This is a genomic window from Kytococcus aerolatus (assembly GCF_900187395.1).
Lineage (GTDB): Bacteria > Actinomycetota > Actinomycetes > Actinomycetales > Dermatophilaceae > Kytococcus > Kytococcus aerolatus.
In genome coordinates, this window is record NZ_FYEZ01000001.1 from 563,244 (window position 1) to 584,564 (window position 21,321).

The following is a 21,321-nucleotide window of genomic DNA, read 5'->3' on the forward strand; positions in this document are numbered from 1 at the left end:
CGAAGGAGGCGACATGCCGGAAGTGATCACCGCAGTGGTGCTCCTCCTGCTCCTGCTGTTCGTCGTCGTGGTCCTCGTGCGATCCATCAAGATCGTCCCGCAGGCCACGGCGGTCATCGTCGAACGACTCGGCCGCTACAGCTCCACGCTCGACGCCGGCCTCAACCTGCTCATCCCCTTCATCGACAAGCCGCGCGCGAATGTCGACCTGCGCGAGCAGGTCGTGAGCTTCCCGCCGCAGCCGGTGATCACCTCGGACAACCTGGTCGTCTCCATCGACACGGTGATCTACTTCCAGGTGACCGACCCGAAGGCCGCGACCTACGAGATCGCGAACTACATCAGCGGCATCGAGCAGCTCACCGTGACCACGCTCCGCAATGTCATCGGTTCGCTCGACCTAGAGCAGACCCTGACCAGCCGTGACCAGATCAACGGCCGCCTCCGCGGCGTCCTCGACGAGGCCACCGGCCGCTGGGGCATCCGCGTCAACCGCGTGGAGCTCAAGGCGATCGACCCGCCGCCCAGCGTCCAGGATTCGATGGAGAAGCAGATGCGCGCCGAGCGCGACCGCCGCGCCGCCATCCTCAACGCCGAGGGTGTCAAGCAGTCGCAGATCCTCACCGCCGAGGGTGAGAAGCAGGCCGCCATCCTCACCGCCGAGGGCGACGCCCAGGCCGCGGTCCTCCGCGCGCAGGGTGAGTCCCGCGCGATCATGCAGGTCTTCGACGCGATCCACCGCGGCAACCCGAACGCCAAGGTCTTCGCCTACCAGTACCTGCAGGCCCTGCCGGAGATCGCCAAGGGCGATGCGAACAAGATGTTCATCATCCCCAGCGAGATCACCGACGCCCTCAAGGGCGTGGGTGGTGTCATCGGTGGCCAGGCCAGCATGGACGGCGCCCGGGGTCAGGTCCACGAGACCAACACCCAGGGTGAGGCGATGCGCCTCGACATCGAGGAGGCCTCGCTGGAGGACCCGGCCGAGGCGCTCCGCAAGGCCCGCGCCGAGGCCCGCGGAGCGACCGACGAGGTCGCCGATTCCAGCACCGCCCGCCGCGGTGCCGCCGGCGGGCTGGGCGGTTCCACCCCGAGCGGGGCCCAGCCGCCCACGCCCGAGGGCGGTGAGACGCAGGCCCTCCCGCGCCAGGACGGCCCGACGGACGACCTGCCGCCGCGCGCCTGAACCTGCCGACGAGGAAGGGCACCTCCCCCTGAGGGAGGCGCCCTTCCTCTTTGCCCCGCCGCCCTCGGCCGGCCGGAAGAGCTGGCGGCGTCACCCCACCGGCAGCGGGGTGTGCTCGGCCGGCACCCGCTCCCCGGCAGGGACCGGGCCCGGCGCGCTGCCCCGACCGAAGGGGGTACCGCCCAGCGCCTCCCGCCCGTGGGGCTCCAGCAGCCAGCCCATGTCCGGACCCTGCGGCACCACCCCGGTGGGGTTCACCTCGTGGTGCACGCCGTAGTAGTGCTGCTTGATCTGCTCGAAGTCGGTGCTGTCCCCGAAGCCGGGGGTCTGGAAGAGGTCCCGCAGATAGGCCGAGAGCACCGGCATCTCCCGCAGCGTGGAGCGGTTGCACTTGAAGTGGCCGTGGTAGACGGGGTCGAAGCGCACCAGCGTCGGGTAGAGACGCACGTCGGCCTCGGTGATCTGCTCCCCCACCAGGTAGCGCCGGGTGGCCAGGTGCTCCTCCAGCCGGTCTAGGGCTGCCCAGAGCCGGTCGTAGGCCTCGTCGTAGTGCTCCTGGTCGGCGGCGAAGCCGGCCCGGTAGACCCCGTTGTTCACCTCGGTGTAGATCCACCGGGAGATCTCGTCGATCTCGGGTCGCAGCGCCTCGGGGTACAGCTCCGGCGCCCCGTCCCGGTGGTGCTCCCGCCACTCGGTCGAGAGGTCCAGCGTGATCTGGGGGAAGTCGTTGGTGACCAGCTGGCCGGTGGGCACGTCCACGAGGGCCGGGACGGTGATCCCGCGCGGGTAGTCCGGGATGCGCGCCTCGTAGGCCTCGCGGAGGCGGTGGATGCCGAGCACCGGGTCCACCCCGCCCTCGTCGAGGTCGAAGTTCCACGACGGCTCCCCGTGGAGCGGGTGGGCCAGCCCCAGCGAGATGATCTCCTCCAGCCCGAGCAGGCGACGCACGATGACGGCCCGGTGGGCCCACGGGCAGGCCCGCGCGGCGACCAGGCGGTAGCGCCCGGGCTCGACCGGCCAGACCATCTGCCCGACCCGCTCCCCGGTGGGCCCACCGGGCGGTGCATCCGCGGTGATGCGGTCCTCCACGTAGGTGGTGTCGCGGTCGAACCCGCCCTCCGTCGCCGCGTTCGCTGCCAGCCGCTCACTAGGTGTCATGTCACCCATGGTAGCGGCCCGCGGTCCCGGGTGCTCCCTCCGGAAACGCCCCGACCCCGGTGCCGTCGGCATCGGGGTCGGGGCGGGCTGGCGCTCAGGAGCTCTCGCCGGGAGGCGGTCAGTCCTCCTCGTCCTCCAGCTTGATCGAGGAGGTCTGCTGCACCTGCATGAGGAACTCCCCGTTGCTGGAGGTCTTGCGCATCCGGTCGAGCAGGAGCTCCATGGAGGCCTGCGAGTCCAGCGCCTGGAGCACGCGGCGGAGCTTCCACACCACCTTGAGCTCCTCGGCCCCCAGGAGGATCTCCTCCTTGCGGGTGCCGGAGGCGTTGACGTCCACGGCGGGGAACACGCGGCGGTCGGCCAGCTGGCGCGAGAGACGCAGCTCCATGTTTCCGGTGCCCTTGAACTCCTCGAAGATCACCTCGTCCATCTTCGAGCCGGTCTCCACCAGCGCAGTGGCGAGGATGGTGAGCGAGCCACCGTTCTCGATGTTGCGCGCGGCACCGAAGAAGCGCTTCGGCGGGTACAGGGCCGAGGAGTCCACACCACCGGAGAGGATGCGGCCGGAGGCCGGGGCGGCGATGTTGTACGCGCGCCCCAGGCGGGTGATCGAGTCGAGGAGGACAACGACGTCCTGCCCGAGCTCCACCAGGCGCTTGGCCCGCTCGATGGCCAGCTCGGCGACGATCGTGTGGTCGTCGGCCGGACGGTCGAAGGTGGAGGCGATGACCTCACCCTTGACCGTGCGCTGCATGTCGGTGACCTCCTCGGGGCGCTCGTCCACCAGGACGACCATGAGGTGGGCCTCTGGGTTGTTCTCCGTGATCGCGTTGGCGATCGACTGGAGGATCATCGTCTTGCCGGCCTTCGGCGGGGCCACGATGAGGCCACGCTGGCCCTTGCCGATCGGGGCGACCAGGTCGATCACACGGTTGGTGTAACCCTTCTGCGTGGTCTCCAGGCGCAGGCGGTGCTGCGGGTAGAGCGGCGTGAGCTTGCCGAACTCCACCCGTCGCTTCGCCTCGTCGGGCTCCTGGCCGTTGACGCGGTCGACCTTCACCAGGGCGTTGAACTTGTTCTTGTTCGGCTTCTGGTTGCGGCGGCCGCCGCCGGAGGGTGCCGGGGTCGACTCGTTCTCGAGGTCGTGGCGCGGCTTGATGCGGCCGATGACCGCATCACCCTTCCGCAGCCCGTAGCGCTTGATCATCTGCATCGGGACGTAGATGTCGCTCGGGCCCGGGAGGTAGCCGGTGGTGCGGACGAATCCGTAGCTGTCCATGGTGTCGAGCAGACCGGCCACCTGGACCAGGTCCGCGTCGTCCTCGCGCCCCTGCTGCCCGCGCTCCTCCTGGCGGCCCTGCTGGTCGCCGTCCTCCCGGTTGCGACCGCGGTTGCGACGGTTGCGACGGTTCCGCCGGTTGCGGCCGCCTCCGTTGTCGTCGTCCTCGTGCCGGTCGTCACGTCCACCACGGTCGTCGCGACCCTGCTGGCCCCGCTCCCCGCGCTCCGGGCGGTCGTCACGGTCCCCCTGCTCGGAACGCTCGGAGGACGCGGTACCGCGCTCAGCGGAGCTCTCCCCACGCTCCGGATTCCCGGCCTGCTGGCCGGCCTCCGGCTGCGCACCCTCCTCTCCCCCACGGGTGCGGCCCCCACGGCGGCCACGGCGGGTACGCCCCTCGGACTCGCGGCGGGCTCCGTCCTCGGCATCGCCGCCGGAAGCCTGGCCCCGGTCCTCGGTGTCCTGCTCGGCGGCCGGCTGCTCGGTGGAGGGCTGGTCGTGGGAGGGCTGGTCGTGGGAGGGCTGCTCGGTGGCCGGTGCCTCGGCGCGCTCCTGCTCGGCGGACTGCTCGCCCCGCTGCGTGGAGCTCGAGCCCTTCCCGGCGGACTGGGCGGACCCTGCCTCGACCCGGGCCTGGCGGATCTCGGCCACGAGATCACCCTTGCGCTTGCGCTCGGTGGGGATGCCCATGCTCGCGGCCAGCTCCTGGAGCTCCGCGAGGCGCATGGCGCTCAGCGCGGTGGGGCGCTTGGGGGTCTCGGCCGACTGGGTGGTGTCAGTCATGCATGTCCTTCCGGACTGCGCACGCCGCAGGCGGCGCAGAAGGTGTGATTGCTGCACCCGACGCCGAGCCCCACGGGGCGTGGCGGCGTGTGTCAGTGCGTGTGGGCAGCGGGGTCCGGGGTGACGAGTACGGAGAACCGTCGACGCCACCACTCCGAGCAACGCGAACGCTGAGATCTCGGGGGACGACCTGCGGCCGGAAGATGTCGGCGGACGGAGCGTCCATTCGGCGTGGCACCCGAGGCGCCACAGGGACTCACTGCCCAACCGACGCGCTCACAGTACCACCGACCCCCGCCACGCGCGCTGGGGCGTGGCGGGGGTCGGTGGACGGGGGGCACCCGCCGGCCGACGGGTGCCCACCGACTCACATGCGCTCGGGCGCCGAGACACCCAGCAGATCCAGGCCCCGACGAAGGACGGTGCCGGTGGCCTCGTTGAGCCACAGCCGGCTGCGGTGCAGGTCGGTGACCTCCTCGCCGTCACGGGGGCGCACGCGGCAGGCGTCGTACCACTTGTGGAAGGAACCGGCGAGGCCCTCCAGGTAGCGCGCCACGCGGTGCGGCTCCCGCAGCTCGGCGGCCTGCGCCACCACGCGGGGGAAGTCACCGAGGGCGGCCAGCAGAGTGGCCTCGGTCTCGTGGGCCAGCAGGGAGGGGTCGAAGCCGTCCTCCCGGTGGACGCCGTCGGCAGCCGCCAGTCGCGAGACGTTGGCGGTGCGGGCGTGGGCGTACTGCACGTAGAAGACCGGGTTGTCGTTGGTCTGCTTGCGCAGCTCGTCGCCGTCCAGGCTCAGCGGCGTGTCGGCCGGGTACCGGGCGAGCGAGTACCGGATGGCGTCGGCGCCGATCCACTCGAGCATGTCGTCGAGGTCCACCACGTTGCCCGCACGCTTGCTGAGCTTGGCCCCGTTGATGGAGATGAGCTGGCCGATCCGGATCTCGATGTTCTGCTCGGGGTCGTCACCGGCGGCGGCGCTGATCGCCTTGAGGCGGTTCACGTACCCGTGGTGGTCGGCACCCAGCAGGTAGATCTTCTCGGTGAACCCGCGGTCCTTCTTGGAGAGGTAGTAGGCCGCGTCGCTGGCGAAGTAGGTGTGCTCCCCGTTCGACCGGACCAGCACCCGGTCCTTGTCGTCGGAGAAGTCCGTGGTCCGCAGCCAGATGGCACCGTCCGCGTCGTACACGTGCCCCTGCTCCCGCAGCCGGGCGATGGCCTGGTCCACCTGGCCGCTGTCGTGCAGACTCTGCTCGCTGAACCACACGTCGAAGTGCACACCGAAGTTCTGCAAGGTCTGCTGGATCATGCCGAGCATGAGCGGGTAGCCCAGGTCGCGGGCGGCGGTGATCGCCTCCTGCCGCGGCAGGCCGGCCAGGTCGGGGCGCTCGGCGAGCACCTTCTGCCCGAGCTCCTGCACGTACTCGCCCGGGTAGCCGCCCTCCGGGGTCGGCTCCCCGAGGGCCGCGGCCAGGACGGACTCGCCGAAGCGGTCCATCTGCGTGCCGGCGTCGTTGATGTAGTACTCGGCGGTCACGTCGGCACCCGAGGCGGCCAGGAGCCGACGCATCGAGTCACCGAGGGCTGCCCAGCGGGTGTGCCCGACGTGGAGGTGGCCGGTCGGGTTGGCGGAGATGAACTCCACGTTGACGGTGTGCCCGACCAGGGCGTCGTTGCTGCCGTAGGTGTCCGCGGCCTCGACGATGGTGCGGGCCAGCTCACCGGCGCTCGCGGCGTCGAGGGTGATGTTCAGGAAGCCGGGGCCGGCGATGTCGACGGCCGCCACCCCCTCGGCCCGGCGCAGGTGCTCGGCGACGACCTCCGCGAGCTGGCGCGGGTTCATCCCCGCCTTCTTCGCCAGCTGGAGCGCCACGTTGCTGGCCCAGTCGCCGTGGTTGCGGTCCTTGGGTCGCTCCACACGGACCTCGTCGGGGACCTCCACGGAGATCTCCCCGGCGTCGACGGCGGCCTGGAGGGCCGCGGTGATGGCGTGTGCGAGCTGTTCCGGCGTCATGCGGCACAGGGTATCCGCCGTCGGTGGCGGCGCCCGGCCGGTGGCGGGGGCCGGTGGATCCCCGTCGAGCACGCACCGGATTGGGTGGTCGCCGGGGCACTGGTATGCTCGCCCCTCGTTCCGCTGCCGCGGAGCAACACGTGCCCCCGTAGCTCAGGGGATAGAGCACCGCCCTCCGGAGGCGGGTGCGCAGGTTCGAATCCTGCCGGGGGCGCACGGCGAGGAGGACTCGCACCAGAAGGCCCCGGTCCACACTGGACCGGGGCCTTCGTCGTGCGCCGGCGTCAGTCCAGCGTGCCGGCGACGTGGCGCTGTGCGTCACCGAAGGCCGAGCCCCCGGTCGCACCGGTGTCGATGACCGGCCCCTCGACCTGGTCGGGGTCGGCGTTCGACGGGCGGCCCCAGGGGCCGGTGATGGCGAAGGTGCGGCCCGGCTCGCCCTGGATGTTGGCGAACAGGGTGTCCCCCGCGGCGTTGAAGCAGGGCCCGGCCCACTCGCTGTCGTCGAGCAGGTTCTGGGCCAGCTTGTAGGCCTTGCCCTGGTCGGTGACACCCACCAGGTGCGAGAGGCCGTCGCCGTCCTCGGCCAGGATGATGCCGCCGTGGGGCGAGACGGTGATGTTGTCCGGACCGTCGACTCCGCCGGCCTCCGGGTCGGGGTTCACGCCGAAGACGGTGGTGAGGGTGATGGTCTGCTTCGCGGGGTCGAAGAACCAGACCTGGCCGTCGTGCTCGTGGAGGGAGCCGTCGTCCTTGCGGGCGTAGCTGGCGACGAAGTAGGCGCCGCCGTCGGCCCACCACTGGCCCTCCAGCTTGCGCGAGCGGGTGATCTGGTCGTCGGTGAACTGCTCGCGCACCGAGGTCTCCCGGGCGTCCCGGTCCGGCACCTCGACCCACTCCACGGAGTAGGTGGTGTTGGTGCGGGTGGCCAGCGAGAGGTCCCGGACGTGCTCGCCGCTGGGCGTGTAGGCGACGAGGGCCTCCAGGGTGCCCACCTCCGGGTCGCCGGACTCGGCCAGCGCGTGGAGGGCACCGGGGCCCTGCCGGTAGTCGGCCGGCGGGGTCCAGCGGTAGTACAGGCCGTTCGGCTCGTCGGCGTCCTCAGTGAGGTAGATGCAGCCGGTCTCGGGGTCCACGGCGGCGGCCTCGTGGGCGAAGCGGCCGAGGAACTTCAGCGGGACGTTGGCCTTGCCGAGGTTGGCCTCCGCGCTGGTCGGGTCGACCTCGAAGACGTAGCCGTGGTCCTTCTCGAAGGTGTAGGTGACGCCGTCGTCCTCGTGGGTCCCGGCGCGCTCCTCGGTCTCCTCGCAGGTCAGCCAGGTGCCCCACGGGGTGATGCCACCGGCGCAGTTGTCGACGGTGCCGGCCAGGGAGGTGTAGTGCTCCTGCACCTCGTTGTCGGCGTTCACCACGAGGGTGGAGGTGCCGCCCTTGCCGGCCGGGTCGTAGACGAGGCCGTCCACGTGCGGGACGCCCTCGGAGGCGTCGCCGCCGACCTCGTGGTTGCAGACGATGACGGAACCGCCGTCAGGGCCGGCGAAGCAGCCCATGGCGTCCTGGTCGCCGGCCACGCGGTAGCCGCCGACGGTGTCGGTGCCGGACTCGGCCAGCACGGTGTAGGAGAAGCCCTCGGGCAGCGCGAGCAGCGGGCCGGCGGGGCGGAGGGGGCCGTACCCCGCGCCCATGCGCGTGGTCCGGGCCGCGTGGGCGTGGGAGGCGAACGGGGAGGCGCTGCCGGCGACCACGAGGCCGAGGGCGGCGGTGCCGAGGAAGGTGCGACGGTCGACGGAGCGGGAGGCGGAGGTGGAGCGGTTCATGGCTCTCCTGGGTAGAGGACGGGCACTGGCGACTGTAGCGAGAGACCACGATCTGGGGAATCTGCTCGAGATACCCTGTGCCACTGGAGTTTTGGTGGGTCATGCACCTCCTGTGGAGGTACGCCGCAGGGCCCGCTGATCACCCTCGTCCATGCGGCACGGGGGCCCCGCCCACCCCACCCACGCCCCCTCCTCGATGCGGCGGAGATGGCTGTCTGACGCCGCCGAGGACAGCCACCTGCGCCGCATGGATGCAGACCGCAACTCGACTGGCGCGCGGGCCATCGATGCGGCGCAGATGGTCGTCCTGCCACCACCCCAGCAGCATCCCCTCCTCGATGCGGCGGAGATGGCTGTCTGACGCCGCCGAGGACAGCCACCTGCGCCGCATGGATGACCCAGTGGGGCTCAACCCTCCCGACGGGGCGACGGACCCGGACGCAGGATCCGGACCCGCGAGGGAGGCCCGTCCACAGGGGCCGCTCGCCTTCCCGACGCCGGACGCGCAGGTCGGGCCACGCTGGCACCAGCCCCCCCTGCCCCATCCCCGTCGCCCGGAGGCACCGTGCCCGCGCCCGACAGCACACCCGAGCACTTCACGGTCCACGACGCCCGCACCCACGGATGGACCCGGGCACGGCTCCGCTCGGCCCGGTGGCACCGCCCCACCTACGGCGCACGGTCCCGGACGGCCCCCACGGAGCACGCGCACCACGTCGCGGCGGTGATGACAGCCGTGCGCGACGACGCCGCAGCCAGCTGCCACAGCGCGGCGGTCCTCCACGGGCTGCCGCTCCCCCGGCCCGTCCGCCCCACCGCGCCGGTGCACCTCATGGTCCCGACCGGACAGCGCATCCGACGCCCCGAGGTCGTGGCGCACACCGGCCTCGAGGGGCGCGAGCTCGTGACGGTGCAGGGACTCCGGGTGCTCTCCCCCGTCGACACGTGGGTGGGTCTCGCCGCGCCCGGACACCTGGACACCGAAGCCCTCGTCGTGGTCGGTGACCACCTCGTGCGCAGGCAGCACGGGCAGCGGCTGGAGGCGCTCGACGCGGCGCTGGAGCGGCTGGCCGGGACGCCCGGCATCCGCCGCGCACGCGAGGCGAGGCGCTGGGTGCGGCGGGGGTCGAGGTCGCCGAGGGAGTCGGTGGCGCGGTTCGCGATGATGCAGTGGGGGCTGCCCGAGCCCGAGCTCAACGCCGACGTCTGCGATGCGCACGGCGCCTGGCTCGGAGAGGTCGACTTCGTCTGGCGCGCTCAGGGCGTGGTGTGCGAGTACGACGGGGCCTTCCACTACGACCCCGAGCACCTGCAGCGCACCCTGCGCCGGCGCGAGCGCCTGGTGGACGCGGGCTGGTCCCACCTGACCCTCACCCGGGACGACATGCACCCCGCCCGGAGAGCGGCCTGGCTCCGGGACCTGGAGCGCCGGCTGGCCGGCGGTCACTGACGACGACAGCACCGGACGGGGCGGGCACGCCGGCACCGCGTCCACCCAGGCGGCGCCGACCATCCATGCGGCACAGATGGCTGCCTCGCCACCGCTCAGCCCATCCATGCGACGCAGATGGCTGCCTCAGGGGGCGAAGAGCAACCATCTGCGCCGCACCGATGAGGGCGCGCGACAACCCACCCCCGCCCTACCACCATGCGACGCAGATGGCTGTCCGCGATGGCTTGATACGACCATCTGCGCCGCATGGATGGGTCGCACCGGTCCGCAGGGAGGGCTGGCCGCCTGCTGGCCGAGCCGAGCAGCCCACCCACTGGCCGAACCGCGAGGCCCGGCGCCCCGCCCCGTCCTCCCACGGGATGACATTCGTCATGAGATCTCATTCCGCGGCTCACCACTCCAGCGCCCGGCGCGGTGATCAGATGGGCCAGTCGCCCGCCCTCGTGAGCGCCCACCGCGCACCGGGTCGGCAGCGACGAACTCTCCGCCTCGCACCCACCGGTGCGTGGCCCGTCCCCACGCCCCAGGAGGTGACATGAGCACAGCGGCCTTCCAGGGGTCCCCCACCCCGGGGACGTCCACCCTGCAGGGAGATGCGCGCGGCGCCCACGTCGACATCAGGAATCTCACCAAGGTCTACGGGAGCTTCCGCGCCGTCGACGACCTCAGCTTCACCGTCGAGCCCGGCCGGGTCACCGGATTCCTCGGCCCGAACGGCTCCGGCAAGACCACCACGCTGCGCATGCTGCTGGACCTGATCCGCATCACCGAGGGCACCGCCCTCATCGACGGTCAGCGCTACCGGGACATCAAGCAGCCCCTGCACACCGTCGGCGCGGCGCTGGAGGCCACGAACTTCCACCCCGGCCGCTCCGGCCGCGACCACCTGCGCGTCCTGGCCGCGACCCACGGCATCCCCGACAGCCGGGTCGACGAGCTCCTCGAGCTGGTCGGCATCCCGGCCGCGGCCCGCAAGAAGGCCGGCGGCTACTCGATGGGCATGCGCCAGCGCCTCGGCCTGGCCACCGCCCTCCTGGGTGACCCGCGCCTGCTGGTCCTCGACGAGCCGGCCAACGGCCTCGACCCGCAGGGCATCCGCTGGCTCCGCGGCTTCCTGCGTCACCTCTCGGCCGACCTGGGCAAGACCGTCCTCATCAGCTCGCACATGCTCAGCGAGGTGCAGCAGACGGTCGACGACGTCGTGATCATCGCCAACGGTCGCAAGATCGCCGCCGGCCCGCTCAAGGAGCTCGAGGGCCGGGCGAGCACCCGGGTGACCACCCGCGACGCCGAGGCCCTCGCCGCGGTCTTCGCCCAGCGCGGCCTCGAGGCCCGGGTGAGCGACCCGCGCCAGGTGGAGGTGGCCAGCGAGGACCTCGTCCTCATCGGCGACACCGCCCTGGCCGCCGGTCAGCCCATCCACGGCCTGGCCTCGGCCGGCACCGACCTGGAGGAGATGTTCGTGCGTCTCACCGAGCAGCACGGCAACCGGAACACGGAGGGAATCTGACATGGGCATCCTGACGGCTGAACTCCGCAAGATCTTCACGACCCGCATGTGGTGGGGGCTGGCGCTGACGATCTTCCTCCTCGCATTCGCCATCTCGATGCTCTTCGGGTTCATGTTCGGCTCCAACCCGGTCAGCTATGACCAGAACATGAACGAGGTGCCCATGGACCACCTCGAAGTAGCTCGCAGCGTCTACACCGGCCAGATGATGTCGCTGACCCTCGGCTACATCCTCGCCCTCGTCGGCGGGGCGCTGGTGGTGGGCACGGACGCCCGCTACCGCACCCTGACCAGCACTTTCCTCGCTGAGCCCCGCCGGGCCCGGGTCATGATCGCCAAGGTCCTCGCGATCCTCACCGTCGGGCTGGTGCTGGGTCTCGCCTATCTGCTGGGCTCCTTCTCCGGCGGCGCCATCCCCTTGGCGATGAACGACATCTCCGTCTTCCCGGAGCCCCTCGAGCTGGGCAAGACCTTCCTTGGGTGCGGCGCCGTGATCATGCTGTGGTGCCTCTTCGGGGTCGGCCTGGGGATCTTGCTGCCGAATCCGCTGTGGTCCACCATCGTGGGAGTCTCGCTCGCCCTGATCGTCGAGCCCATCGTGACAAGCCTCATGACGTTCTCCGACGTGTCGTGGCTGTCAACCGTCTCGAAGTACATGCCGTCGAACGCTACGATGGCCGTGACGGGCCTCGGAGACCTCTTCGGAATGGAGATCCTCCCCTGGTGGGGCGGGATCCTCACGATGCTGGCCTACGGCGCCGTGGCCGCCCTGATCGGCATGCTCTTCACCACCAACCGGGACGTGAACTGATCCCCCCGACAGCATGAGCCGAGCCCTCCCACCGGTGGTCCGCGAGACCCGGTCGGGAGCGCCCCGGCGAGGCACGCACCGCCCCTGATGCCCCACGTCCGCACCGCTCGGACGTGGGGCATTAGGCTTGGCTCCGTACGTGCTCGGAAAGCCCTGCGACGAGATCTCTGACAGCCGGGTGGACCTCCCGCACGACTCGATCGGACGACTTCAGGGAAGAAGGCGCAGTAACCGTGGCCGACAACGACTTCACCTCCGACGCGCAGGCGACCTTCGGCGCCAACGACTGGCTCGTCGAGGACAAGTACGACCAGTGGCGGGAGGACCCGCAGTCGGTCAGTCAGGAGTGGCAGGAGCTCTTCGCCTCCTGGAACCCCTCCGGCGAGGACTCCCCCGTCCCCGCGAAGACCGGGTCGAAGGCCACCCCCACCGCGAAGACCGACCGTCCCGTGCCGGTGGGCCGCGCCAAGGGCTCGTCGGACGACGCCACGAAGGCCGCCGCCGCCCAGGCCGACGAGATCGAGAGCGTCACCGGTGCCGACGAGGGCGCCGACGCCGAGGCCCAGGACCACCCCGGCCGCACCGCCCGGAAGCCCAAGGCCCGCCGTGCCCCGGAGAAGGTCGTCCCCTCCCAGAAGCGCTCCCACGTGCCGGGCTTCGACGAGCGCCAGCCGCTCTCCGACGGCTTGAACCCGCCGCGCCGCCGCCCGCTGAGCCGTGACCTCCCCGCGGCCAAGAACGTCCAGGCCGAGGTCGAGGCCCAGACCACCAAGATCAAGGGCACGGCTGCCGCGATCGTCAAGGCCATGGACGCCTCTCTGAGCGTCCCGACCGCCACCAGCGTCCGTGGTGTGCCGGCCAAGGCGCTCATCGAAAACCGCATCGTCATCAACAGCCACCTCGCCCGGAACCGGGGCGGGAAGATCAGCTTCACCCACCTCATCGGGTACGCGCTGGTCAAGGCCGTCCGGGCGATGCCGGACATGAACGTCTCCTACGGCCTCGACGAGAAGGGCAAGCCGCAGGTCGTCGACCCCGGCACCCTGAACCTCGGCATCGCGATCGACATGAAGAAGGACGACGGCAGCCGCACGCTGCTGGTCCCCTCGATCAAGCACGCCGACCAGATGGACTTCGTCCAGTTCTGGTACGCCTACGACGCCCTGGTGGCCAAGGCCCGCGACAACAAGCTGGAGGTCTCCGATCTCACCGGCACCACGATGTCGCTGACCAACCCCGGCGGCATCGGCACCAGCCACTCGGTCCCCCGTCTCATGGCCGGCCAGGCCGCCATCATCGGCGTCGGGGCCCTGGACTACCCGGCGGAGTTCCAGGGGACCTCCGCGGAGCGCATCGCCCGGGACGGCATCAGCAAGATCCTCACGCTGACCTCCACCTATGACCACCGCGTCATCCAGGGCGCCGGCTCCGGCGAGTTCCTCAAGCTTGTCCACGGCTACCTGCTGGGCGAGGACGGCTTCTACGACGAGATCTTCCAGTCGCTGCGCATCCCCTACGAGCCGGTGCGCTGGAGCCCGGACATCGCCGCGGTGCGTGAGACCGACCTCTCCAAGGACGCCCGCGTCCAGCAGCTCATCCAGGCCTACCGGGAGCGCGGCCACCTCATGGCCGACACCGACCCGCTGGAGTACCAGCTGCGTCGCCACCCCGACCTGGACATCAACACCCACGGCCTGACCCTCTGGGACCTGGACCGTGAGTTCGCCACCGGTGGCTTCGGCGGCGCCGACCGCATCGCCCTGCGCGACATCCTCGGGATCCTGCGCGACTCCTACTGCCGCACGATCGGCGTGGAGTACATGCACATCTCCGACCCGCGCCAGCGCCAGTGGATGCAGGAGCAGCTCGAGCAGTCCTTCGAGAAGCCGAGCCGCGAGACCCAGCTCAACCTGCTGAGCCGGCTCAACGCCGCGGAGGCCTTCGAGACCTTCCTGCAGACCAAGTTCGTGGGGCAGAAGCGCTTCAGCCTCGAGGGCGGCGAGTCCGTCATCGCGATGCTGGACACCATCCTGCGCGAGGCCGCGCAGGAGGGCCTGGACGAGGTCTGCATCGGCATGCCGCACCGCGGCCGCCTCAACGTGTTGGCCAACATCGCCGGCAAGTCCTACGGCCAGATCTTCCGCGAGTTCGAGGGTGAGACCGGCTCCACCCACGGCTCCGGCGACGTGAAGTACCACCTGGGCACCGAGGGCACCTTCACCGACGACGAGGGCCGCGAGATCGGCGTCTACCTGGCGGCGAACCCCTCGCACCTGGAGGCCGTGAACCCGGTCCTGGAGGGCATCGCCCGCGCCAAGCAGGACCGCATCGCCGGCCCGGGCGAGTACCCGGTGCTGCCGATCCTGCTGCACGGTGACGCGGCCTTCGCCGGCCAGGGCGTGGTCGCCGAGGGGCTGCAGATGAGCCAGCTCACCGGCTACAAGACCGGCGGCACCATCCACATCGTCGTGAACAACCAGGTGGGCTTCACCACCTCCCCGATCGAGGGCCGCACCAGCCGCTACTCGACCGACTCGGCGAAGATGATCGAGGCCCCGGTCTTCCACGTGAACGGCGACGACCCCGAGGCCTGCGCCCGCGTGGCCGAGGTGGCCTTCGCCTACCGCGAGGCCTTCAACAAGGACGTCGTCATCGACCTGATCTGCTACCGCCGCCGGGGCCACAACGAGGGCGACGACCCGTCGATGACGCAGCCGCAGATGTACGGCCTGGTCGGCAACAAGCGCTCGGTGCGCAAGATCTACCAGGACTCCCTGCTGGGTCGCGGCGACATCAGCGAGGACGACGCCAAGGCGATGCTGCAGGACTACCAGCAGAAGCTGGAGTCGGTCTTCACCGAGACCAAGCAGGCCCTCAAGGACAACGCCGCCGGCGAGAGCGACGGCGCGAACGTCGAGGAGGTGGCCGCCAGCTTCACCCACGGTTGGGACGACCAGGAGGTCGACACCGCCCTGGACGCCGAGCTCATGACGCGCCTCGGCGAGGTCTGGTCCGAGGTGCCCGAGGGCTTCACGGTGCACACCAAGCTGGCCAAGCTGCTGGAGCGCCGCACCCAGATGACCCGGGAGGGTGATGTCGACTGGGGCATGGGCGAGCTGCTGGCCTTCGGGGCCACGCTGGCCGAGGGCCGCACGGTGCGCATGACCGGTCAGGACTGCCGTCGCGGCACCTTCACCCAGCGCCACGCCGTGCTGGTGGACTCCACCAACGCCGACGAGTGGACCCCGCTGCGCCACATCGCCGAGGAGCAGGGCGAGTTCGAGATCTACGACTCCCTGCTCAGCGAGTACGCGGTGCTCGGCTTCGAGTACGGCTATGCGGTGGAGAACACCGAGGGGCTGGTCCTCTGGGAGGCCCAGTTCGGTGACTTCGTCAACGGTGCGCAGAGCATCATCGACGAGTTCATCTCCTCCTCGGAGCAGAAGTGGAACCAGAACTCGCGTGTCGTGCTGCTCCTGCCGCACGGTTACGAGGGTCAGGGCCCGGACCACTCCTCGGCGCGCATCGAGCGCTTCCTCACGCTCTTCGCCGAGCAGAACATGACCGTGGCCTACCCGTCCACGCCGGCCAACCACTTCCACCTGCTGCGCAAGCAGGCCCTCTCCGAGCCGGGCCGCCCGCTCGTCGTGTTCACCCCCAAGCAGCTGCTGCGCCTCAAGGCCGCGGTCAGCTCGGTGGAGGACTTCACGCAGGGCGCCTTCCAGCCGGTGCTGGGTGACCCGACCCAGCCCGACCCGAAGAAGGTCGAGCGGGTGCTGCTGTGCTCCGCCCGCGTGTACTACGACCTGGCGGCCGAGCAGGCCACGCGCGACGACGGCAAGACCGCCATCATCCGGGTGGAGCAGCTGGCCCCGCTGCCCGGCGCCGAGATCGCCGAGGCCCTGTCCGCCTACCCGGACGCCGAGGTGATCTGGGTGCAGGACGAGCCGAGGAACCAGGGCGCCTGGCCCTTCATGGCCGTCAACCTGCCCGAGGCCCTGGCCGAGCACGGGGAAGAGCGTGCGCTGCGCGTCGTCTCCCGCCCGGCGGCCGCCTCCCCCGCCACCGGCGTCAACAAGAAGCACAAGATCGAGCAGGCCGACCTCATCCGTCGCGCCTTCGAGGAGTGATGCGATGGACGACTTCCGTGAGGCCTACCACCGAGAGCTCGCACTGGCGCTGGACATCACCGACGGGGTGACCGACGGTGAGGACCAGCTCCCCGAGGGGTGGGCTCTCCGGAAGCCCGTCGCGGCGGAGACCCCGGGGATGACCCGGCTCCTCGCGGCGCATCAGGAGCGCGTGCTCGGGACGAGCCGCGCGGCCTGGATGGACGTGGACGACAAGGTCCTCGGGCGGGGCGCGGAGTTCCGCTTCCACCGCATCGCCAAGGACGCCGACGGGGAGATCCGTGGCTGGGTCAGCGTGGCCGACCGCGCCGTGCACCGGGTGCTGGTCGACATCCACCTCGACCCGGCCGTCGTGGCCGGGGAGCTGCCGGGGGTCGACGCCGCGGCCCTGTGGCAGGCCCTCATGGCCTGGGGTCGGGGCGCGGCCCAACGGGTGGCGCAGCGACGCGGCGTCTCCAGCGCCGTCCTCGACTCCAGCCCCTACGCGGAGGACCCCTTCACCCTGGGGATGCTCGAGCGGGCTGGTTTCCACAAGGCCCGCACGTGGTGGCAGATGCGCCGCCCGGTGGCGCCGGAGGAGGCCGACCCGGAGGTGCTGGGCCCGCCCAAGGAGGGTCTGGTGGTCCGGATGGTCGACCAGAACACCTCCGGGCGCCTGCCCAACGAGGAGGACCTCCGAGCGGTCCATGCCGCCCTGGAGGACGCCTTCCAGGACCACTTCGACTCGCACCCCGAGCCCTTCCTGGAGTTCGTGAGCCGGCTCCGTGAGGACCGCGCTCACCGCTGGGACCACTGGTGGCTGGCCGAGCTCGCGGAGGACGGCACCATCGCCGGTGCGGTGATCTCCGCGGCGATCCTCGACGACGGGGACCTCCAGGAGCAGCTCCGCCGCGCCGAGGAGGGCCTGCAGCAGGAGGTTCCCACCGCGATCGGGACGTACATCGAGTACATCGGCGTCACCCGGGCCGCCCGTGGCCGCGGGGCCGCCAAGGGGCTCCTGCACGCCGTGATCCGGGACGCCGCCGAGCGGGGTCGGGAGTTCGTGGACCTCGAGGTCGACGCCGACTCCCCCACCGGCGCCCAGGAGATCTACAGTTCGATGGGCTGGCGCACCAAGTACGTCACCGAGACCTGGCATGCGACCCTGACGGTGGACTGAGCCAGCCGCGCAGTCATCCTGCACGACGCCCCTCCGGGGGCGTCCTGCAGCACCACCCGATCACCCCCACCCGAGGAGCAGGCGTGAGCGACCGCCCCACCTACCCGACCGACAGCAGCCGTCCCACCTTCGACAGCAAGCAGCAGTTCCAGGTGGCCGAGGGCCAGCGCCGCATCGGTCTGTGCTTCGCGGGCGACGCCTCGGTCTCCGGCTACGGCGACGAGCGTGCGCTGGGCTGGGTGGGCCGCGTGCTGGCCCGCACCCCGCTCGACCAGGTCGACATCGCCGCCTACAACCTCGGGGTCCTGGGCGCCACCTCCGCGGACCTGCTGGGCCGTTGGCGCGCGGAGTGCGACCCGCGCTGGGCGGGCCGCAACGAGCGTCGCCTCGTCATCGGGGTCGGCGCGCACGACCCGGAGGCCGGCCTCACGACCGCCCGCTCGCGGCTGAACCTCGCGAACATGCTCGACGACGCCGCGACCCACGGCATGGCCACCTTCGTGGTCTCCCCCACGCCCCGGGCCAACGACGCCGCCAACGAGCAGCTCCGCGCGATCGTGGACGCGCAGGCCGACGTGTGCGCCCGCCGCGGGGTGCCCTTCGTGGACTGCTTCACCCCGCTGCTCGGGCACGAGCAGTGGGAGGCCGACCTGCTCGTCGGTGACGGCCGCCACCCCGGGCGCACCGGTTACGGGCTCGTGGCCTGGCTGGTCCTCAATGGTGGCTGGGCGCGCTGGATGCGCCTGGGCGGCTGAACGACCCCGTGCGCATCGGGCTGGCCCGGGTGACCGGGCGGTCCATGGAGCCCACGCTGCGGCACGGTGACCGCGTGCTCGTCCTCCACGGGGCTCGCCCCCGCCCGGGCCGGCTCGTGGTGGCCCGCCTGCCGGACGGCCCCGCCGGGCCCCGCCCCCTGGGCGTCAAGCGGGCCACGCACCGGCGCGTCGTCGCAGGCGAGCTGTGCTGGTGGCTGTCCTCCGACGCCCCCGAGCGGGGGACGGACTCGCGCACCTTCGGCCCGGTCCCCCAGGGGGAGGTCGTGGCGGTCGTCGTCGTCCGCCTGCCGCGTAGCCTCCACCTCGCGGCGGAGGCACCGGGGAACCCCTGACGGTTACCCTGCTCCGCACCAGTGACGAACGAGGAGATCCGCGTGCAGCACGCTCAGGCACAGTCCGCCCGGCCCGACCCGCGCAGCGAGGTCGTGGAGGACGCGCGGCCCTGGGGACGTTTCGAGCAGTTCACCCACAACGAGGCGACGACTGTGAAGCTCATCACGGTGCTGCCCGGGGAGCGTCTCTCCCTGCAGGTGCACACCCACCGGGACGAGCTGTGGGTGGTCACGGTCGGGCCCGTCACCGCCCAGGTCGGTGAGGAGGTGCGGGAGGCCGTCGCCGGTGAACGCATCTGGATCCCCCGCGGCACCACCCACCGACTGGGCAACCCGGGGGCGGTGCCCGCCCAGATCCTCGAGGTGGCCTTCGGGGAGTTCGACGAGGCCGACATCGAGCGCTTGGAGGACGACTACTCCCGCGGGTGAGGGTGGTGGTTCGGGGTTCCCCGGTGGGGTAGTTTCGGGGGTTGAGGCGTTGTCCCGGCGCCCCTCCTCGTTCCCAGTACCCCGAAGGAGCACTGTGCCCGCACTCAGTCAGCGCGACCAGATGGTGAGGCGCACGTGGGCTGCGCTCGACGCACTCATGTGGTTCCTCGCGATCTTCGTGGCCAGCGGACTGCGCTTCGACTTCGCGCCGTCGGAGACCCTCACCTGGCCGACGCTCACGCTGGCCCTCGCCGCGGCGGTCCTGCAGGTGGTCGTCGGCTTCACGACGGGGCCCTACGGCGTGGGCCACCAGCGGGGATCCTTCGAGGAGGTCACCGACCTCGGCCGCTCGGTGCTCATCACGATGATCCCGCTGGCGCTGGCCCTCTTCCTGCTGAGCAACCACGGCGTCCCCCGCAGCGTGCCCTTCATCGCCGCCCCGCTGGCCCTGGCGGCGATGATGGCACTGCGCTTCATCGTGCGGACCCGGCACACCCGTGAGGCGGCCCGCGCCGAGCGCGAGCACCGGGCCCTGATCTTCGGTGCCGGCTCGGCCGGTCGACAGCTGGTCCGCTCGATTATCGAGGACCCCAACGCCGCCTTCGAGCCCGTGGGCATCGTCGACGACGCCCCGGAGAAGGCACGGCTGCGCATCGACGGCGTTCGCGTGCTCGGCAACCGCTCCGACATCAAGGAGCTGGCCGAGGAGCACGACGCGAGCCACCTGCTCATCGCCCTGCCGAACGCGGACTCGGCCATGCTCCGTGAAATCGCCGAGCTCGGGGACGGGGCCGGTCTGCGGACCCAGGTGCTCCCGCCGGTGGCCTCCATCGCCGACGGCCGCCCCCAGGTCTCGGACCTGCGCGACATCAATCTCGCCGACCTGCTGGGCCGTCGCCCCATCGAGCTCGACCAGGCCGCCATCTCCGCCGAGCTCTCCGGCCGGGTGGTCCTGGTGACCGGTGCCGGCGGCTCCATCGGCGCCGAGCTGGCGCGCCAGATCTCCAAGTTCAACCCGAAGAAGCTGCTCCTCCTCGAGCGTGACGAGTCCTCGCTCCAGGCCACCTCGATGTCGCTGCGCGGGCACGGGCTGCTGGACTCCGACGACCTGGTGCTGGCGGACATCCGCGACCCGCAGGGGCTGCGGGAGGTCTTCCAGAAGCACCGGCCGGAGGTCGTCTTCCACGCCGCGGCGCTGAAGCACCTGCCGCTGCTGGAGGCCTACCCGCACGAGGCCTGGCTGACCAACGTCCAGGGCACCTACAACGTGCTGAAGGCCGCCTCGGACGCCGGCGTGGAGACCTTCGTCAACGTCTCGACCGACAAGGCCGCCAACCCCACGAGCGTGCTCGGGTACTCCAAGCGTCTCGCCGAGCGCATCACCAGCGACTTCGGCCGCAAGGAGCCGGGCCGCTTCGTCTCGGTGCGCTTCGGCAACGTGCTGGGCTCCCGTGGCTCGGTCATCCCGGCCTTCACGGCGCAGATCAAGAACGGTGGCCCGGTGACGGTCACCCACCCGGACGTGGAGCGCTACTTCATGCTCATCCCGGAGGCCTGCCAGCTGGTCATGCAGGCCGCGGCCATCGGGCACGACGGTGAGGTCATGGTGCTCGACATGGGCACCCCGGTGAAGATCGTGGACGTCGCCAAGCGCCTCATCGCCATGTCGGGCAAGCGCAACATCGAGATCACCTACACGGGCCTGCGCCCCGGCGAGAAGATGAGCGAGGAGCTCTTCAAGCCGGGTGATGACGCCCGCGTCACCGAGCACTCGCTGGTCTCCGCGGTGGAGGTGCCCCTGCTGGACCGCGACGTCGTGGGTTCGATGAGCTTCGACGACCACGAGTCGGCCCGGGCGTACATGACGCAGGAGGCCACCTTCGACCTCAAGGAGCGCCGTCCGGACGACACCGGCCTCAACCAGATCATCAAGGGCGACTGACCGCCGCCGTCCGCGCGAGGGCCGGGTCCCACACGGGGCCCGGCCCTCGCGTGTGTCCGGTCGGCGTACTAGCGTGGTGCCGACCGCACGTTCACGACGAAAGGTGTGACATGTTCTCCCGTCTGTTCGCCCCGACCCTCGAGGTCAGCGCCCACTGCGACCTGCCCTGCGGCGTGTACGACCCCGCCCAGGCCCGGATCGAGGCGGAGTCCATCAAGGGGATCATCGCCAAGGTCGACGGCGAGAAGGCCGGTGACGCCGACTTCCGCACCCGCGCGATCATCATCAAGGAGCAGCGCGCAGAGCTGGTCAAGCACCACCTGTGGGTGCTCTGGACCGACTACTTCAAGCCGCCGCACTTCGAGAAGTACCCGCAGCTGCACCAGCTGGTCAACGAGGCCACCAAGCTCGCCGGTGCCTCCGGCGCCAAGGGCACCCTCGACGCCGAGGTCGCCGACCAGCTGCTGGCCAAGATCGACGAGATCGCCGAGATCTTCTGGGAGACCAAGAAGGCCGCCTGAGCAGCCTCCGCCCACGTGTCGGCC

Annotated in this window: 15 protein-coding genes and 1 tRNA gene; 12 read left to right on the plus strand and 4 right to left on the minus strand. The window is 71.1% G+C overall.

Annotation, left to right across the window (positions count from 1 at the left end; translation table 11 throughout):
• Window positions 1–13: 13 nt before the first annotated feature.
• Window positions 14–1,186: an SPFH domain-containing protein gene (locus tag CFT82_RS02570; protein ID WP_234994241.1), complete on the plus strand. Its 1,173-nt coding sequence runs from the start codon at window positions 14–16 to the stop codon at window positions 1,184–1,186.
• Between the two features lie 90 nt (window positions 1,187–1,276).
• Here the strand turns inward: CFT82_RS02570 and CFT82_RS02575 are convergent, their stop codons facing one another.
• From CFT82_RS02575 to argS, 3 genes are all read right to left on the minus strand, one after another.
• A complete protein-coding gene (locus CFT82_RS02575) occupies window positions 1,277–2,353 on the minus strand; it encodes a glutathione S-transferase family protein (protein WP_088817512.1) in 1,077 nt (358 codons plus the stop codon).
• Between the two features lie 109 nt (window positions 2,354–2,462).
• Window positions 2,463–4,406 carry a transcription termination factor Rho gene (gene rho / locus CFT82_RS02580; protein WP_088817513.1) on the minus strand — a complete coding sequence of 648 codons (1,944 nt, stop codon included), beginning with the start codon at window positions 4,404–4,406 and terminating at the stop codon, window positions 2,463–2,465.
• A 367-nt stretch (window positions 4,407–4,773) separates the two neighbouring features.
• Window positions 4,774–6,417 (minus strand): arginine--tRNA ligase, encoded by a 1,644-nt coding sequence (gene argS, locus CFT82_RS02585; RefSeq protein ID WP_088817514.1) that lies wholly within the window; start codon window positions 6,415–6,417, stop codon window positions 4,774–4,776.
• 142 nt (window positions 6,418–6,559) lie between these two features.
• Between argS and CFT82_RS02590 the strand changes: the two genes are divergently transcribed.
• Window positions 6,560–6,631 (plus strand) — tRNA-Arg (locus CFT82_RS02590).
• A gap of 70 nt (window positions 6,632–6,701) precedes the next feature.
• On the opposite strand, the gene CFT82_RS02595 is transcribed toward CFT82_RS02590, so the two are convergent.
• Window positions 6,702–8,234, minus strand: a complete 1,533-nt coding sequence (locus CFT82_RS02595; RefSeq protein WP_088817515.1) for an alkaline phosphatase PhoX — start codon at window positions 8,232–8,234, stop codon at window positions 6,702–6,704.
• Between the two features lie 565 nt (window positions 8,235–8,799).
• On the opposite strand from CFT82_RS02595, the gene CFT82_RS02605 reads away from it, so the two are divergent.
• From CFT82_RS02605 to sodN, 10 genes are all read left to right on the plus strand, one after another.
• The gene (locus CFT82_RS02605; RefSeq protein WP_088817517.1) at window positions 8,800–9,684 is read left to right on the plus strand and encodes a hypothetical protein; all 885 of its coding nucleotides are present in this window, start codon (window positions 8,800–8,802) and stop codon (window positions 9,682–9,684) included.
• Between the two features lie 538 nt (window positions 9,685–10,222).
• Window positions 10,223–11,197, plus strand: coding sequence for an ABC transporter ATP-binding protein (locus tag CFT82_RS02610; RefSeq protein WP_088817518.1), 975 nt, complete (start codon window positions 10,223–10,225; stop codon window positions 11,195–11,197).
• Between the two features lies 1 nt (window position 11,198).
• Window positions 11,199–12,008, plus strand: a complete 810-nt coding sequence (locus CFT82_RS02615) for a hypothetical protein (RefSeq protein ID WP_088817519.1) — start codon at window positions 11,199–11,201, stop codon at window positions 12,006–12,008.
• 233 nt (window positions 12,009–12,241) lie between these two features.
• Window positions 12,242–16,138, plus strand: coding sequence for a multifunctional oxoglutarate decarboxylase/oxoglutarate dehydrogenase thiamine pyrophosphate-binding subunit/dihydrolipoyllysine-residue succinyltransferase subunit (locus tag CFT82_RS02620; RefSeq protein WP_088817520.1), 3,897 nt, complete (start codon window positions 12,242–12,244; stop codon window positions 16,136–16,138).
• A gap of 4 nt (window positions 16,139–16,142) precedes the next feature.
• A complete protein-coding gene (locus CFT82_RS02625; protein WP_088817521.1) occupies window positions 16,143–17,297 on the plus strand; it encodes a GNAT family N-acetyltransferase in 1,155 nt (384 codons plus the stop codon).
• An 83-nt stretch (window positions 17,298–17,380) separates the two neighbouring features.
• The gene (locus CFT82_RS02630; protein ID WP_088817522.1) at window positions 17,381–18,052 is read left to right on the plus strand and encodes a GDSL-type esterase/lipase family protein; all 672 of its coding nucleotides are present in this window, start codon (window positions 17,381–17,383) and stop codon (window positions 18,050–18,052) included.
• An 8-nt stretch (window positions 18,053–18,060) separates the two neighbouring features.
• Window positions 18,061–18,405, plus strand: coding sequence for a S24/S26 family peptidase (locus CFT82_RS02635; RefSeq protein ID WP_200815028.1), 345 nt, complete (start codon window positions 18,061–18,063; stop codon window positions 18,403–18,405).
• Window positions 18,406–18,447: 42 nt separating this feature from the next.
• A complete protein-coding gene (locus tag CFT82_RS02640; RefSeq protein WP_088817523.1) occupies window positions 18,448–18,834 on the plus strand; it encodes a phosphomannose isomerase type II C-terminal cupin domain in 387 nt (128 codons plus the stop codon).
• Between the two features lie 121 nt (window positions 18,835–18,955).
• The gene (locus CFT82_RS02645) at window positions 18,956–20,776 is read left to right on the plus strand and encodes a nucleoside-diphosphate sugar epimerase/dehydratase (protein WP_088817524.1); all 1,821 of its coding nucleotides are present in this window, start codon (window positions 18,956–18,958) and stop codon (window positions 20,774–20,776) included.
• A 110-nt stretch (window positions 20,777–20,886) separates the two neighbouring features.
• Complete coding sequence (gene sodN / locus CFT82_RS02650; RefSeq protein ID WP_088817525.1) at window positions 20,887–21,297, plus strand: superoxide dismutase, Ni; 411 nt, start codon at window positions 20,887–20,889, stop codon at window positions 21,295–21,297.
• Window positions 21,298–21,321: the final 24 nt, after the last annotated feature.

Coding starts and splice junctions, on each gene's coding strand:
- CFT82_RS02625 (WP_088817521.1), top strand. CDS start 16,143: ATGGACGACTTCCGTGAGGCCTACCACCGAGAGCTCGCACTGGCGCTG.
- CFT82_RS02575 (WP_088817512.1), bottom strand. CDS start 2,353: ATGGGTGACATGACACCTAGTGAGCGGCTGGCAGCGAACGCGGCGACG.
- rho (WP_088817513.1), bottom strand. CDS start 4,406: ATGACTGACACCACCCAGTCGGCCGAGACCCCCAAGCGCCCCACCGCG.
- sodN (WP_088817525.1), top strand. CDS start 20,887: ATGTTCTCCCGTCTGTTCGCCCCGACCCTCGAGGTCAGCGCCCACTGC.
- argS (WP_088817514.1), bottom strand. CDS start 6,417: ATGACGCCGGAACAGCTCGCACACGCCATCACCGCGGCCCTCCAGGCC.
- CFT82_RS02645 (WP_088817524.1), top strand. CDS start 18,956: ATGGTGAGGCGCACGTGGGCTGCGCTCGACGCACTCATGTGGTTCCTC.
- CFT82_RS02615 (WP_088817519.1), top strand. CDS start 11,199: ATGGGCATCCTGACGGCTGAACTCCGCAAGATCTTCACGACCCGCATG.
- CFT82_RS02570 (WP_234994241.1), top strand. CDS start 14: ATGCCGGAAGTGATCACCGCAGTGGTGCTCCTCCTGCTCCTGCTGTTC.
- CFT82_RS02610 (WP_088817518.1), top strand. CDS start 10,223: ATGAGCACAGCGGCCTTCCAGGGGTCCCCCACCCCGGGGACGTCCACC.
- CFT82_RS02595 (WP_088817515.1), bottom strand. CDS start 8,234: ATGAACCGCTCCACCTCCGCCTCCCGCTCCGTCGACCGTCGCACCTTC.